General features: G+C 66.8%; 14 protein-coding genes and 1 pseudogene. 9 read left to right on the top strand and 6 right to left on the bottom strand.

Going from position 1 to position 14,052, the window contains the following annotated elements; genetic code table 11:
• The first annotated feature begins 123 nt into the window (after nucleotides 1–123).
• A complete protein-coding gene (tam, locus tag D7Y21_RS05875; RefSeq protein ID WP_121711841.1) occupies nucleotides 124–897 on the top strand; it encodes a trans-aconitate 2-methyltransferase in 774 nt (257 codons plus the stop codon).
• Here the strand turns inward: tam and D7Y21_RS05870 are convergent.
• Nucleotides 878–2,329 carry a PLP-dependent aminotransferase family protein gene (locus D7Y21_RS05870; protein ID WP_121711791.1) on the bottom strand — a complete coding sequence of 484 codons (1,452 nt, stop codon included), beginning with the start codon at nucleotides 2,327–2,329 and terminating at the stop codon, nucleotides 878–880. The genes tam and D7Y21_RS05870 overlap by 20 nt on opposite strands.
• A gap of 183 nt (nucleotides 2,330–2,512) precedes the next feature.
• On the opposite strand from D7Y21_RS05870, the gene D7Y21_RS05865 reads away from it, so the two are divergent.
• The 5 genes and pseudogenes from D7Y21_RS05865 (at nucleotide 2,513) to D7Y21_RS05845 (ending at nucleotide 5,139) form a co-directional block, all read left to right on the top strand.
• Nucleotides 2,513–2,899, top strand: coding sequence for a DUF2917 domain-containing protein (locus tag D7Y21_RS05865; protein WP_158627239.1), 387 nt, complete (start codon nucleotides 2,513–2,515; stop codon nucleotides 2,897–2,899).
• Nucleotides 2,900–2,926: 27 nt separating this feature from the next.
• Nucleotides 2,927–3,061: pseudogene (locus D7Y21_RS05860) on the top strand (MetQ/NlpA family ABC transporter substrate-binding protein); the annotation flags it as partial.
• Between the two features lie 63 nt (nucleotides 3,062–3,124).
• Nucleotides 3,125–3,967, top strand: a complete 843-nt coding sequence (locus tag D7Y21_RS05855; RefSeq protein WP_121711788.1) for an AraC family transcriptional regulator — start codon at nucleotides 3,125–3,127, stop codon at nucleotides 3,965–3,967.
• 96 nt (nucleotides 3,968–4,063) lie between these two features.
• Nucleotides 4,064–4,459 (top strand): SRPBCC family protein, encoded by a 396-nt coding sequence (locus tag D7Y21_RS05850; RefSeq protein ID WP_120563691.1) that lies wholly within the window; start codon nucleotides 4,064–4,066, stop codon nucleotides 4,457–4,459.
• Nucleotides 4,460–4,704: 245 nt separating this feature from the next.
• Nucleotides 4,705–5,139 carry a hypothetical protein gene (locus D7Y21_RS05845; RefSeq protein WP_147469194.1) on the top strand — a complete coding sequence of 145 codons (435 nt, stop codon included), beginning with the start codon at nucleotides 4,705–4,707 and terminating at the stop codon, nucleotides 5,137–5,139.
• 24 nt (nucleotides 5,140–5,163) lie between these two features.
• On the opposite strand, the gene D7Y21_RS05840 is transcribed toward D7Y21_RS05845, so the two are convergent.
• The 5 genes from D7Y21_RS05840 to D7Y21_RS41690 are packed head-to-tail and all read right to left on the bottom strand — an operon-like array spanning nucleotide 5,164 to nucleotide 9,285.
• Nucleotides 5,164–6,843 carry a hypothetical protein gene (locus D7Y21_RS05840; protein WP_199735367.1) on the bottom strand — a complete coding sequence of 560 codons (1,680 nt, stop codon included), beginning with the start codon at nucleotides 6,841–6,843 and terminating at the stop codon, nucleotides 5,164–5,166.
• Between the two features lie 37 nt (nucleotides 6,844–6,880).
• A complete protein-coding gene (locus tag D7Y21_RS05835) occupies nucleotides 6,881–7,726 on the bottom strand; it encodes an alpha/beta fold hydrolase (RefSeq protein ID WP_120563693.1) in 846 nt (281 codons plus the stop codon).
• Entirely contained in the window at nucleotides 7,723–8,331 is a 609-nt protein-coding gene (locus tag D7Y21_RS05830; protein ID WP_120563694.1) for a TetR/AcrR family transcriptional regulator, read from the bottom strand. Before D7Y21_RS05830 ends, D7Y21_RS05835 begins: the two co-directional genes overlap by 4 nt.
• Before the next feature lie 41 nt (nucleotides 8,332–8,372).
• Nucleotides 8,373–8,627, bottom strand: coding sequence for a DUF6068 family protein (locus D7Y21_RS05825; protein WP_121711784.1), 255 nt, complete (start codon nucleotides 8,625–8,627; stop codon nucleotides 8,373–8,375).
• Between the two features lie 13 nt (nucleotides 8,628–8,640).
• Nucleotides 8,641–9,285 carry a hypothetical protein gene (locus D7Y21_RS41690; protein ID WP_158627238.1) on the bottom strand — a complete coding sequence of 215 codons (645 nt, stop codon included), beginning with the start codon at nucleotides 9,283–9,285 and terminating at the stop codon, nucleotides 8,641–8,643.
• Between D7Y21_RS41690 and D7Y21_RS05815 the strand changes: the two genes are divergently transcribed.
• The 3 genes from D7Y21_RS05815 (at nucleotide 9,251) to D7Y21_RS41385 (ending at nucleotide 14,036) form a co-directional block, all read left to right on the top strand.
• Complete coding sequence (locus D7Y21_RS05815; protein WP_121711780.1) at nucleotides 9,251–11,242, top strand: S8 family serine peptidase; 1,992 nt, start codon at nucleotides 9,251–9,253, stop codon at nucleotides 11,240–11,242. The genes D7Y21_RS41690 and D7Y21_RS05815 overlap by 35 nt on opposite strands.
• A gap of 99 nt (nucleotides 11,243–11,341) precedes the next feature.
• Nucleotides 11,342–11,758, top strand: a complete 417-nt coding sequence (locus D7Y21_RS05810; protein ID WP_120563698.1) for an EamA family transporter — start codon at nucleotides 11,342–11,344, stop codon at nucleotides 11,756–11,758.
• A 337-nt stretch (nucleotides 11,759–12,095) separates the two neighbouring features.
• Nucleotides 12,096–14,036 (top strand): hypothetical protein, encoded by a 1,941-nt coding sequence (locus tag D7Y21_RS41385; RefSeq protein WP_147469193.1) that lies wholly within the window; start codon nucleotides 12,096–12,098, stop codon nucleotides 14,034–14,036.
• The last annotated feature ends 16 nt before the right edge of the window (nucleotides 14,037–14,052 follow it).

The raw sequence follows: 14,052 nt of genomic DNA, 5'->3' as shown, positions 1-14,052 counted from the left end.
CACGATAAAGGCGCATGATTGAACGCTAACCCATCCGCGAATGGCAGGCGCATGCCCGCCAAGACATGGACTCCCCATGACACCGCCATGACGCGGTAGGTTCCCAAGAAAAAGGGGATGCCCATGGACTGGTCAGCCGCGCAGTACACGCGCTTCGAGGACGAACGGAACCGTCCCATCCGGGACCTGCTCGCACGAGTCCCCACGGCCGACGTGAAGCGCGCGGCGGACATCGGCTGCGGCCCCGGCAACTCCACGGAGCTGCTGCGCGCCCGCTTCCCCATGGCCGCCGTCACCGGAATGGACAGCTCCCCGGACATGCTCGCCGCGGCGCGCAAGCGCCTGCCGGACGTGCGGTTCGACCTGGGAGACATCGCGACCTGGAGCGACCCGGGCCCCTACGACGCCATCCTGGCGAACGCGGTGCTGCAGTGGGTGCCGGACCACGCCACGCTGCTGCCCGCGCTCCTCCACAAGCTGACGCCGGGGGGAAGCCTCGCGGTGCAGATGCCGGACAACCTGGAGGAGCCATCCCACCGGCTGATGCGGGAGACCGCCAGCGTGGGTCCCTGGGCGGACAAGCTGAAGGGAGCCGCGAGCGCCCGGACCGAGCGCCATGACGCCGACTGGTACTTCCGCACGCTGCGCGAGGCCGGAGCCACCACGGTGGACGTCTGGCGCACGACCTACTTCCACCCGCTGACCGGAGGCGCCGGCGCGGTGGTGGAGTGGTTCAAGGGTTCAGGGCTCCGGCCCTTCCTCGAACCGCTCGACGCGGGGGAGAAGACAGACTTCCTCGCCCGCTACCAGGCAGGGATTGCCCAGGCGTACCCGGCCCTGCCCGACGGGACGGTCCTGCTGCCCTTCCCCCGGCTGTTCATCGTCGCGACGCGCTAGCAAGTCCGGAGGCAAGGCTGCCCAGCGTGGCGACAGCGGCCTCGATGCGCGGCGTCCAGGGCTGGCCACAGCTCAGCCGGATGAAGTTCCTGTAGGAGTCCGGCCGCGCGGAGAAGATGGATCCGGGCGCGATGCTGATGCCTGCCTCCAAGGCCCGCGCGTTGAGCGCGTGGGCATCCACCGACGGAGGCAACTGCACCCACAGCAGCAGTCCTCCAGATGGCAGGGCCACGCGCGTGCCCGCGGGAAAGTGCTCGGCGACGGCGCGAGCCACGTGCTCCACCTGCGACGCGAGGTTGCGGCGCAGGGCGCGCAGGTGTCTGTCATAGCCGCCGTTCTCCAGGAAGCGCGCGACCGCCTCCTGGGTCAGCAGCGGTGACGCCACGGTGTGCGCGAACTTGAGCAACTCCACGCGCTCCCGGAACCGGCCCGGGGCCACGTAGCCCACGCGGAAGCCCGGGGCGATCGTCTTGGAGAACGAACCGCACAGCAGCACCTGCCCGCGCGTATCGAAAGCCTTGCAGGGACGGGGACGCTCCGGGCCGAAGTGCAGGTCGCCGTAGATGTCATCCTCGATGAGCGGCACGTCGTGCGCGGTCACCAGCTCCACCAGCCGGCGCCGGTTTGCCTCCGGCATGCAGCTGCCCACCGGGTTGCTGAAGCTGGGGACCACCAGCACCGCGGCCACGCGCCGCCGCTCCAGCGCGGCCTCCAGCGCATCCAGCTCCATGCCATGGCGGGGATGGCAGGGAATCTCCAGCGCCTTGAGGCCCAGCGACTCGATGGCGAGCAGCGTGCCGTAGTAGGCGGGAGACTCGATGGCGATGGTGTCGCCCTTGCGCGCGGCCGCGACGAGGCACAGGTGCACCGCTTCGGAGGCCCCGCTGGTGGTGACGAAGTCATCGGCCCCCAGCGAGCAGCCCCACTCCAGCGAGCGCTTCGCCAGCTGCTGTCGCAGCAGCTTCGAACCGGGAGGCACGTCGTACATCACGCCCTCGGCCTGCCGCTCCCGCGCGAGCAATCCCAGCTCCCGGGACAGGCGCCGCGTGGGAAGCAGCTCCGGCGCCGGCCACGCGGTGCCCAGCTGCACGACGCGCGGTTCGCGGGACGACCGGTACAGATGCGACACCAGGTCGCTGACGGTGACAGGCGTCGCGGAAGCGGGCGGCCGGGACACCGGAGGCTCGGCGAGGCGGAGCCGCTCGCGTTCGCGCACGTAGTGGCCGGACTGGGGCCGCGTCTCGATGAGCCCCTGGGACTCCAGGTGCAGGTAGGCCTGGAGCACGGTGGAGACGCTCACCCGCTCACGGGCGCTCAGCTGCCGCACAGAGGGCAGCCGCTCACCGGGGCGGAGCGTGCCCGCGGCGATGGCGTCCTTCAGCCGCTCCGCCACGCGCTCATAGAGCTTCAGGGATTGCGCACGTGCGCCCATGGAAGGTCCTCCTTCAGTCCTCAACGGATAGCGCCCGGCGCTCCGACTTCCCAGGTACAGCTTCACGGCGCCACGAACAGCACAGTTCTCCGTCCTGAAACTGTACCGGTCACAATTCGCATTTCCTGCATCTGTTCTGGTCGAGCCTCCGGACGCATGGTGGGTCCATCACGGAGGACCGAGATGGTGGACCCTTTCACGTTGCTGAATCCCCCCTGGCTGCGCTCGCTGGCCATGCGCCTGCGAGGAGGCCCGGCATCCGAGGAGTGCCAGGAACGGGTGAGCCTGCCGGAAGGCAGCCTGTGGAGCAGGCGCCTGCGCGGCCCGTCCCGGTGGCTCGTCTGCGAAGAGGGACAGGTGTGGCTCACGTTCGAAGGCGACCCGCGCGACCACGTGCTCGGTGCGGGCGACACGCTGGAGGTGCACGCGGGGCACGTGGTGGTGCAGGCCCTGCGCGCGTCACGCTTCAACCTGTCCGACTGCCGGACAGGTTCAGAGCGGGAGGCGGGCACGCCGTCGCCCAAGGCCTGGGTTGAGAGCACTCGCGGGCTCGACTACCTCCATCGCTGATGCTCGTCCGCGACGCGCAATCCGCGCGCGAACGTGCTCGCGGTCCGAAAGGGAGACGAAGCCCGTCCGGAGATCCGCGCGTTGGTGAAGGCGCTCCAGTCCGACGAGGAGCGCCGCTCCATCGACGCCACCTACAGCGGCGCGGTCATCCCCGCCTTCTGAGCTGCTGGGGCGCTGAGCAAGATTCTCCAAGTCTTCCCGCTCGGCGCCTGCTAGCCAGCGCGGATGCGCACCACCCTCCTGCACCGTTCGCGCTCCCTCGCCGTGGTGGACTGCCGGTGCGACGCGAAGCCGGGCGAACGCCAGTTCGAGGAGCGGCATGCGGCCTTCTCCGTTTCGTATGTCCGGTGGGGGAGCTTTGGCTACCACTCCCGCGGCGCGGAGCATGAGCTCGTGGCCGGAGCAACGCTCGTTGGGTACGAGGGAGACGCGTTCCATTGCACCCATGAGCACCATCTCGCGGGCGATGAGTGTCTGTCGTTCCAGCTGTCCGACGCGCTCGTGGATTCGCTAGGAGCCTCCCTGGACGTGTGGCGTGTGGGCGCCCTGCCCCCGGTCCCCGCCCTGGTGATGCTCGGCGAGCTCGCGCAGCAGACGGCCGAGGGCAGGACGAACCTGGGCCTGGATGACGTGGCGCTCGCGTTCGCGGCTCGCTTCGCGAGCACCGTCTCCGGGAGGCGCGAGGCCCCCTTGCGGATGCACGCGCGGGATCGCAGGAGGGCCGTTGAGGCCGCGCTCCTCCTCGACGCGCAGGCGGAGGAGCCACTGACGCTCGAAGAACTCGCGGCGAAGGTCGGCTTGAGCCCGTTCCATTTCCTCCGCGTCTTCCGCGGCGTGCTGGGCGTCACGCCGCACCAATACCTGGTGCGCATGCGCCTTCGACAGGCGGCGCGCCTGCTCGCGACGGATGCCCCCATCGCTCGCATCGCGTACGACGTGGGCTTTGGTGACCTATCGAACTTCGTGCGCACATTCGGCCGCGCGGCGGGCGTCTCGCCACGCGCGTTCCGGAAGGCATCGCGCGGGGACCGCAAGATTCTCCAAGAGAAGATGGCGGCCAGCTCCTAGAAGTGTCGAAGCCGTGTGCCTCACCTTGAGCGCATCCAGCCGCATGCACACGCGTTGAACCCTGTCTCCAACTCCAACACAACACGAGCACACACCATGGCTTCAATTCGCAAGGACATCACGACGAGCGCCACGCCCGAGTCGGTATGGGATGCGATCCGCGACATTGGCGCGCTTCACACGCGACTGGTTCCAGGCTTCGTTGTCGACACACGCCTTGAGCCAGGAGCGCGCGTGGTCACCTTCGGCAACGGGATGGTCGTCAGGGAGCCCATCGTGACGGTCGATGACGAGGGACGGCGTCTCGTGTGGGGCGCGGAGGGTGGCCCGATGACCCACTACAATGGAGCGGTCCAGGTCCACGCGGAGGGCACGGGGAGCCGGGTCGTCTGGACCGCCGATTTCCTTCCTCACGAGGCGAGCGCCGTCATCGGACCGATGATCGACGAAGGCCTGGCCGCGATGAAGAAGGCACTGGGCGGCTGCGCCTGAATGCCCACGTCCCGGCCCGCGAGTCCGCGACGTTCGCCGCGGTGAGCCGTAGCGAGGGCCGGAGGGCGTGCCCCTGGCCCCGGTACAATGGCCGGATTGGATTCCCACTGCTCACATAGAATCCCCAGAACGCCCCACCCGCTCCTCGAGGACGCCCCATGCGCTTGAACCTCCTTCCCGTCATCGGATTGCTCTTCCTTCCTGCCTGCGGCTCCAAGTCGGAACAGACGGAGGGCGTGGGGTCCTTGCAGGGCGACAAGGCCTTCCCGGTGACCTGGTCCGGCGAACTCCTGCCGCGCAGCCCCGACGGCGGGACCTCTTTCTCGATTGCCGTGCTGGCCGACAACGACTTCTCCGGGCTCTGCACGACCCCCGCGGACGCCGGCTATGTCCTTCCGCCGTCCCGCTTCGTGTCGGTCTGGGTCCTCGGCCCCCCTGCGGCAGGGACATTCGAGGTCGGCACCGCCACCGGCCCCGGGTTCGTCCAGATCCAGCGGAGTCTCACGGACGGAGGAACGGAGACCCTCGCGGTGGCCACCAGCGGGAGCATCCACCTGACGACCGCTACGACGGACCGGCTCGTTGGAAGCTTCGATGTCCAGGTCCAGGATAAATCCGACGGAATGACGACAGGTTTGTCCGGAACCTTCGACGCCCCCTTCTGCGCGAACCGGAAGTGAGGCCTCCGCCCCTGGGACCCCGACTCAGACGATGTCCAGCCCGTACTGCGCGGCGGTCAGGTACTGAAGCATGACGAAGTAGACACTGGAGGAGGCCTTGTGGCCCGAGGCCCCCTGGTAGGATTTGATCATCTCGTTGCGCAGGGCCCGCAGCTGCGTCTTGTTGCGTGAGCGGTTGTCCGTGAAGGGATTGCTCAGCTCCGACACCAGGCCACACGCATCGGCGAAGGCATCGAACGAGGCCCCATCCGTGTCGTCCACGACCTCGTAGTCGGCCTTCTTCTTCCCACTGCCCTTGACCACGTCCGCCCAGAGCCGCGCGCGCACCCGCGCCCGCTCTTCCGAGACACTGGTGATGAGCGCGATCTTCAGATGCGCCGCGAGCGCCTCCGCGGCCCAATCCCCACCCGGCCGCACCGACGCCCCCCATGCCCCGGTGGGATTGAAGTCGAACGTGGGCCAGAAGCCCGGGTCCGCGGGCAGGCCCATCCTGCTCTCCTTCCGGATGAGCCCGACGAGCCCCTTGCGCACCTCCTCCGGCTCATGCGCGTCCGGGAAGGCCAGCGTGCAATCCTTCAGGGGAATCTCCACTCCCAGATGGCACGGTGACGTGAGCGGATGCGTGAACACGCCCACGACCGAGTTCACGGCCGTCACCCCGGAGGTCTTCACCTTCTTGCTGTTGTGCACGGCATCGTACGGCGAGAAGTAGTGGAACACCTGCGCTGGTCCGCCGATGTGCAGCTCCAGCTTCTCCTTCGACTTCTCCCCCAGCACGACGGGCGGCGCGGAGATGGCGTAGCAGCAGACGTTCACCCGGCTCTTGATCTTCGCGTAGACCTTCGCCAGGAGCTCACCACCCGCCAGGTCCAGGTAGGCGCACTGTGCGAGCGCGCCGCCCAGGCTGTGGCCGGTGAAGACGATCTCCCGAGGAACACGGCCGTGCATTGCCTCCAGGCAGGCCGCGGCCAGGGATTCCTGGCAGCTCGCGTAGGCGTACCAGAAGCCGGCGGAGAGCTTCGCGTTGCTGAACCGGCCGACCTTCGCCTCCTTCAGGTGGTTCATGTCGGTGACCCAGTCCGGGCTGCCCGCGCTGTTGATCAGCGCCTGCCCCAGCGCACGCCCACCGCTTCCGCTCCGGCTGCCGCGAAAGACCACCGTCAGCCGCTCGAGGTCGGGGTCGTAGATGGCGGCGCCCATCCAGCTGGGCCAGCCCGCCGTGGGGTGCGTCTGCGTCATGCCCGTCTTGCCCTGGAAGTAGCAGCACCGCTTCGAGCCGCTCGCCTCGGAGTGCTCCAGGCCCAGCAGCGTCCGCTCCCCGAAGAGTTCCTGGACCTTGATGGGGATGTCCTCCCCGTCCAGGTCCACGCCCTTCGAGAAGGAGATGGAGCGGTCCAGCTCCCGAGGCTGGAACAGGATGTACGGAGCGGCGCCCGTGCCGCCCCGGTACACGACCCCGCTCCGGGGGTTCGGCGGCGTCCTCAGGTCGTATTCGATGGGGTCGAACTTGTGGATGTCCTCTTCGCTGCCGAGCAGCCTGTGCACCTGGGCCAGGACGCGATCCCTCGCGCCCTGCCACATCCCGGCTCCGTGGGATTCGTAGAACGGATCCATCGGGTAGACACAGCCCTGGGCGTACGCCTTGTAGGCGAAGCGGCAGTACTCCAGCATGTCCAGCGCCGTCTCGGCATTGGGATGAGGCACGGGGTGACTCCTGGGGGGAAGCAGCGGGCGCCGACGATCAAACGGGCGCTGGCGACACGGCGTCAATGGAGCGGGGCTGACCCACACGGGCCAGTTGCTCCAGCAGCGCGGCACCCACCGCGTCAGGCGCTTCCAGTTGCGGGAAGTGTCCCACGTCCTCCAGCTCCAGCACTCGCGCCCGGGGCAGCACCTGCTTCCACCGTGACAGGTGCTCGGGCTTCACGAGCTTGTCCGCCCTACCCCAGACGACCAGCGATGGAACGTCCGCGAGCCGGTCCAGGCCCTGCCCCTGTTCGTCCATCCACGGGCCTTCGTGGGAGATGGAGCGCGCGAAGCCCCAGGTCCCCATCCGCGACGCCCGGTCCGGGAACCGCGACAGGAAGGACTGGTGCAGCTCCCGCGTCAGCTTCGTGCGGCGCCCCCAGGACATCTTCACCAGCGTCCGCGCGGAGAAGTTCCAGGACAAATACAGCCACCGCATCAGCGCGTTGTCGACGTTGGGGCCCTTCAGGTCCCACAGCCAGCTCTGCACCACGGTGAGGCTCAGCACCCGCTCCGGCGCCGCGATGGCGAGCGGCAGCGCGATGGGCCCGCCGAAGTCATGCACCACCAGGTGGAACGGCCCCAGCGCCATCTGGTCGAACCACGCGCGCAGGTTCTCCACGTGCCAGGGCAGTGAATAGGTGCGCCAGTCCCCGGGCCTTTCGCTGTCACCGAAGCCCAGGTGCTCTGGCGCGAGCACGCGGTATGACGGCGAGAGCCGCCGGGCCACGTCCCGCCACTCGCGCGACGACGAAGGCGTCCCATGCACCAGCACCACCGGCGTGCCCTGCCCTTCCTCATGCCACGCCATCTCACCGCCTGGAACCTTCAGCCGCTTCATGGGGTGTCTGCCTTTCGCTTGCGTGAGGGAGTCGCGGGCCACCTTCGGGCCGCGGCGCGGATCACCGCGGCGGCGGGGTAGCCGCCTTCGTGCTGCACGTACTGCTGGGAGATGCCCTCCACCAAGGCGAAGAGCACCCGCGCTTCGATGTCAGCCTCCGGCACTCCACGCGCCGCCAGTGCCGCTTTCAGCCGCTGGTGCGTGGCCCCCAGGAAGTGCTCAAACGGCAGCTTCAGCCGCGCCAGCACCTCCGGTTGGTGACGCAGGCCCTGGCTCAGCCGCCAGAGGTCCCGGTGCGCGTCCATCATCTCCACGGCGGACGTGAGAAGGACCGTGACGAAGCCCCGCGCGGTGGGCTCGAGGTCCGCGGCCTCCAGCGTGTGCGCGACGTCCAGCATCGACGACTGCATCAGCGCCGAAAGCACCGCCTCCTTCGATTCGAAGTGCGAATAGAGCAGCCCCACGGCGATGTCCGCCTCCTGCGCGAGCGCGCGGACAGAGGTCCCATCAAAGCCGTGCCGGGAGAAGAGCCGCACCGCGGCCTGGAGCACGCGCTCCCGCGTCTTCTCCCGGAGGACTGCATTGGCGTCAGCCGTACGAGGCATGCCCCCAATCTTTGAATGAACGCTCGCTCAATGCAAGGAACTCAGTACCCGCCGTCGTGCCACCAGACGCCCCAGTCCTCCAGTCGGATGACCCGCTCTGGATTGGGTGGGCCCTGGGGCTGGAGGCGGTCCAGCCCGTGCAACAGCTCGCCAAACCGGTGCGCGCTGGAGAGGCCGTCGAACTCGGGGCCCCAGGGCTCCGCGGCGTACCGGGACTCATCGACGCTGGCCTCGGGGTCGCCCTCCTTTCCCCAGCGCCATCCGCAGACGATGGAGGGGACGGTGTGCGGCGCCACGGGGCCCTTCCATTCAGAGCCCACCCGGTAGCCGCTCTCCCGGGAGCGGTCGCAGGTCCGGCTCGACGAACCGGCCCCGCGCCTCGGCGCCGAAGAGGACCTCGGGGGAGTAGTAGTCCTCGAGGAGGTCCTTGCGCTGGAAGCGTGGGTTGTCTTCCACGAACGCGCTGAAGTCCCTGCCCGGTTCGGCCGCGGCCCGCTCGCTGACGAGCCGGACCCACGCGACCGTCATGGTCTCGTGGTACTTCTCCGGCACTCCGAGCCGGCCCGTCAGCGCCCGCAGGCCCGCGCGGGTGAGCTCGACGGCCGCATCACGCCCCGCCCTGAGCGTGTAGAGGTAGACCACCCGCACATGGTCGAGATGGGCGAACCCGCTCAGCTCCCCTCGTGAGAATCGTTCGAGAAAAACGCCGTCATCCATGGTCATGCCTCCCCGTGGGCGCACCGATGAGCAGCACAGTGTGGCAGCTCGCGCCGCCTCGCGCGGCCCCAGACGATGCCTGGCAAACACACACGGGGCCGCGACACCGAAAGCCGCATTGACCAGTTTTTCAAGAATAGCTAATTTCACGGCTTGTGCGAGGGCTTCCGATCCGGTGCCCGCACGTTCCCTGAGAGGCCGAATGAAACTGAAACTGACCCAGGCGGTGAGCGCCATCTCCCTTCTGGCCGCGGCGTGCGGCCCGATGCCGGAGGGCCCGGAGTCCAACGGCGAGCAGATCGGTCAGACGGCGCAGATGATCCGCCGCGAGCGGGCCATCCCCAACGAGTACATCGTGGTCCTGCGCGACTCGACGCAGGAGGTCCGGCAGCAGGGAGCGGCGAACATCGCCCGGGAGTTGACGTCCCTCGGCGGCGGCCGGGTGCTGCGGACCTATGAGCACTCCATCCACGGCTTCCTGGCGAACATGAGCGAGGCCGAGGCCCGCCGCCTCCTGTCCGACCCGCGCGTGGCGTACGTGCAGGAGAACGGCCTCATCCACGTGTCCGCGACGCAGACCGGCGCGACCTGGGGCATCGACCGCATCGACCAGCGGGACCTGCCGCGCAACAGCTCCTACACGTACAACGTCGACGGCACCGGCGTGCACGCGTACGTCATCGACACCGGCATCCGGCAGACCCACACCGAGTTCACCGGCCGCATCGGCAACGGCTACGACTTCATCGACAACGACAGCGACCCGTCTGACTGCCACGGCCACGGCACGCACGTGTCGGGCACGGTGGGCGGCACGACCTGGGGCGTGGCGAAGAAGGTCACCCTCCACGGCGTGCGCGTGCTGGACTGCACGGGCTACGGCAACGACGCGCAGGTCATTGGCGGTATCGACTGGGTGGCGGCCAATCACGTCAAGCCCGCGGTCGCCAACATGAGCCTGGGCGATGTGGGCATCCAGGCCATCGACGACGCGACGGAGCGGCTGATCGCCGCGGGCGTCACCACGGTGGTCGCCGCCGGCAATGACAGCGCCAACGCCTGCAACTACTCGCCGGCCCGCACGCCCAACGCCATCACCGTGGGCTCCACCACCAGCAGCGACGGCCGCTCGTCGTTCTCCAACTACGGGACGTGCGTGGACATCTTCGCGCCGGGCTCGAGCATCACCTCCGCGTCGAACTCCGGCAACTCGTCCAGCACGTCCATGAGCGGCACGTCCATGGCGTCGCCGCACGTGGCCGGCGCCGCGGCGCTCTACCTGAGCGCCAACCCCACCGCGACGCCCGCGCAGGTGCGTGACGCGCTGGTGAACAACTCCACGCCGAACAAGGTCACCAGCCCGGGGACCGGTTCTCCCAACAAGCTGCTGTACACGCTCTTCATCACCGGCGGCGGCAGTGACACCACCCCGCCCACGACGTCCATCACCTCGCCCGCGGGCGGCGCCACGCTGAGCGGCACCGCGAGCCTGAGCGCCAACGCCACCGACAACGTGGGCGTGGCGCGCGTGGAGTTCTTCGCGGGCGCCACCCTGCTGGGCACGGCGACGGCCTCGCCGTACAGCATCTCGTGGAACACGGCGACGGTGGCCAACGGCACCTACGCGCTGACCACGAAGGCGTATGACGCGGCGAACAACGTGGGCACGTCCTCCACGGTGTCGGTGACGGTGAACAACGGCACGGGCAGCTGCTCCATCACCGAGCAACTCCTCGCCAACGCGGGCTTCGAGAGCGGCAACACGGGCTGGACCACGTCGTCCGGCGTCATCGACGGCACCACGTCCGGCAGCGCGCCGCGCACGGGCACGTACAAGGCCTACATGAACGGCTACGGCAGCACGCGCACCGAGTTCGCCTACCAGGACGTCACCATCCCCGCCACGGCGTGCAGCGCCACGTTCACCTTCTGGGCGCGCATCACCACGGCGGAGACGACGACCTCGACGGCCTACGACAAGCTGGCCGTCCAGGTCCGCAACAGCGCGGGCACGGTGCTGGCGACGCTGGCCACGTACAGCAACCTGGACAAGGGCACGGCCTACGTTCAGCGGACGTTCAGCCTGGATGCGTACAAGGGCCAGACCGTCCGCATCTACTTCAACGGCACGGAGGACTCGTCGCTGCAGACGAGCTTCTTCATCGATGACACGGCGCTGACCGTCGTCCGGTAGTCCTCCGCCAGGAAGTGGATGTACAGAGGCCCAGCAACCCCACCGGGTTGCTGGGCTTCTGCTTTCGGTGTCCATGCCGCTGCCCCTGGAGTCACACACATGACGTGGTGGATCTACGCCCTGGCCGCCGCGGGTTTCGCCGCGCTGACCGCCATTCTGGGAAAGGTGGGTGTGGAGGGAGTGCCGTCCACGCTCGCCACCGCCCTGCGCACCGTGGTGGTGCTCGTCTTCGCCTGGACGCTCGCGCTGGCCCGGGGAGAGGGCGCCGCCCTTCCCTCCCTCAGCCGCCGCACGCTCCTCTTCCTTGCGCTCTCCGGCGTGGCCACGGGCCTGTCGTGGCTGGCCTACTTCCGCGCGCTCCAGCTCGCTCCCGCCTCGCGGGTGGCGCCCATCGACAAGCTCAGCCTGGCCCTCACGCTCGTGCTGGCGTGGGGCCTGCTGGGAGAGCCCATGTCATGGAAGCTCGTCGTGGGCGTGGGGATGATGGTCTGCGGCGCGCTGCTGACGCTGGGCTGACACCTCATCCCCATCCATCACGGGCCGCATCTTGATGAGGACGGTCTTGGAACGGTTCGGCACGGCGTGAAGCCCCCCACCGCCGGGGCATCACGCTAACGGGAAGCGGAACTCGGTCGTCGCGCTGGAGCCGGGACAGGCGCAGGCGCAGGCGCGGTGCATTGGAATCACGTGAACCTGGCAAGGACGTACAGCTGGGGGCGGTACTGGTGGAACCTGGTGAGGCGGCCCCCAGACTCGTGCACTTGCAAGAACAAGCAACTCTGGCCACAGACTGGCATTCCCCTCTACCACTTCGACTATCCTCAGGGCCGCCCCCCTGCCCAAGGAAGATGCCATGATCACCGTGGACGACGTGGCTGTGGAAATGAAAGGCCTTAAATTTAAACTACATACTGCATGGGCCAAGCTCCCCCTGGGCACCATCGTGGAAGTTGTCGATTGGCCGCCGACGGCCCCTAATGTGTCCGTCAGCGACAAGCGTTCGTTCAATAAAGGCACCATCGCCGTACCGAAGTACATTCTGACCCCAGCAACGACAACGGTGCCTGAAATACAGCAATATATCGTCGGCCTGCAGGAGCAACAGGCCCAAGTAGAGAAGCGCCAGAAACAAGTAAACAAACAGAAACTCGCACTCGACAGCTGGCACAAGGACGAAAGCAAGTACGCCAAAAATCACAACTATTGGGAGAAGCAACTCCAGCCGCTTCAGCAGGAACTAAGGAGACGCGAGGGAGCCCTCTCCAACACCGAGTACACACTCAGCCAGATGCTTGTTCAAGAAACGACGTACAATCGCTTCGATCAAGAAATCAGCACCTGGATCAAACACTACGAATCAAAAATCAAACCCGACAAAAATCTCAATCCAAACATTGTCAAATCAATGATCTTCCGAGAATCCCGAATGGGGACTTTCGGCCCGAACCTGGAGCTTCCCCCTTACATATGGAACGGAGGAAAGACACATCCAGTCAAATCCCGCTTCAACATCATGCAGTCGGTCGACAGCTCCGCGGAGCAGCAACTCATCATGATAAATGAGATGGCACCCACCATCTACAGCAACTACAGACTCTCCGAAATCGAAAAGGAGAATCGCAAGAACGGAAAAACACAGCCTGAACTCTACGCGTGGAATAGGGGAGCCATCTTCAAGGCAATGCAGGAATTCTTCACATACCGCGATACCACCAACAGGAATTTCATGGGCACCCCGGGGAAGGATCTGCATGAAGACTATGCATTCTGGATTCGAGCAGGCACTCGCTGGCTCTTCCACAAATACATGTCTTTGAACACTGGAATTCGCACGTGGCCAGAAGCTGTTCGTGCATTCAACGGAGACGGCCCCACTGCCCGCGCATACAAGCAAGACGTCATGGGGCGCGTTGGGGGGGACGGGATTTCTCAAGGTAGGAACCAAATGAGACACTCGCACCAACTCAAGCAACATACGTTCCGCGTCGCCGTCGTGGGGATGGCTGCTTGGCTCATTGGATGCAGTCAACCCCCATCCGGGATGGTTCAAAGCGCAGGTCCCCAGACAATTGACGCCGTCATGGATGCGGGGCTCCCGATGACCGCGGAGAACCCAAGCACGGAGATGGGATCCATGCCGGAGCCCTCTCCACCTCCAGCGGATGCAGGCGCCCCCGCCCCTCCTGCCGACGTGAGACTCTTGAGTCTCGAAGAGGTTGCTCCCACGCCTCCCAGTCCTTTCCCCAGCACAGCCATGGTGCGTGAGCGTTCGCAACCCGCTGATGGGCTGCGGGAGAGAACAGACAACATCGCGGTCATGAGCCATTGCGAGGGGCAAGCCTGCCTGGACGGACTGCGGGATCTCCGCACCGGACGCGAACTGATCTCCCTGGCCCCCACCCGTGACGAAAAGAGGATTCTGAATGGAGAGGGCAGCTTGCAGCGCGTGGTCAAACTTGCTCACTCAAGCGACCACTTCGTCTCCATCTACACAGGCTACTCAGAATACTCAGGTGGCGCACATGCCAACAACAGCCTCTCCTGCGAGACTTACGACCGCCGCACGGGGCGCCCCATACGTCTCAAGAACGCCGTGACGGCCAAGCAAGCCAAATCCCTGACACTCCGTGCAAGAAAGAAGCTGGAGGCGTTCCAACAAGAGCAACGGCTCCCGGTATATCAACTCACCCAGGAGGGGTTTCTTCACGATGCCAGCTCTGGCCGTGTTGCTCTGTGCGCGGAGGCGCCTCCTCTCATGGCTGGCACGATCATTGTCATCTGGCTGCAACAATAGGCAGTCGAGACGATGA

The sequence above is a fragment of the Corallococcus sp. AB045 genome (assembly GCF_003668895.1).
In the GTDB taxonomy this organism is placed as follows: Bacteria; Myxococcota; Myxococcia; order Myxococcales; family Myxococcaceae; genus Corallococcus; species Corallococcus coralloides.
This window is presented reverse-complemented; position numbering and strand designations above follow the sequence as displayed.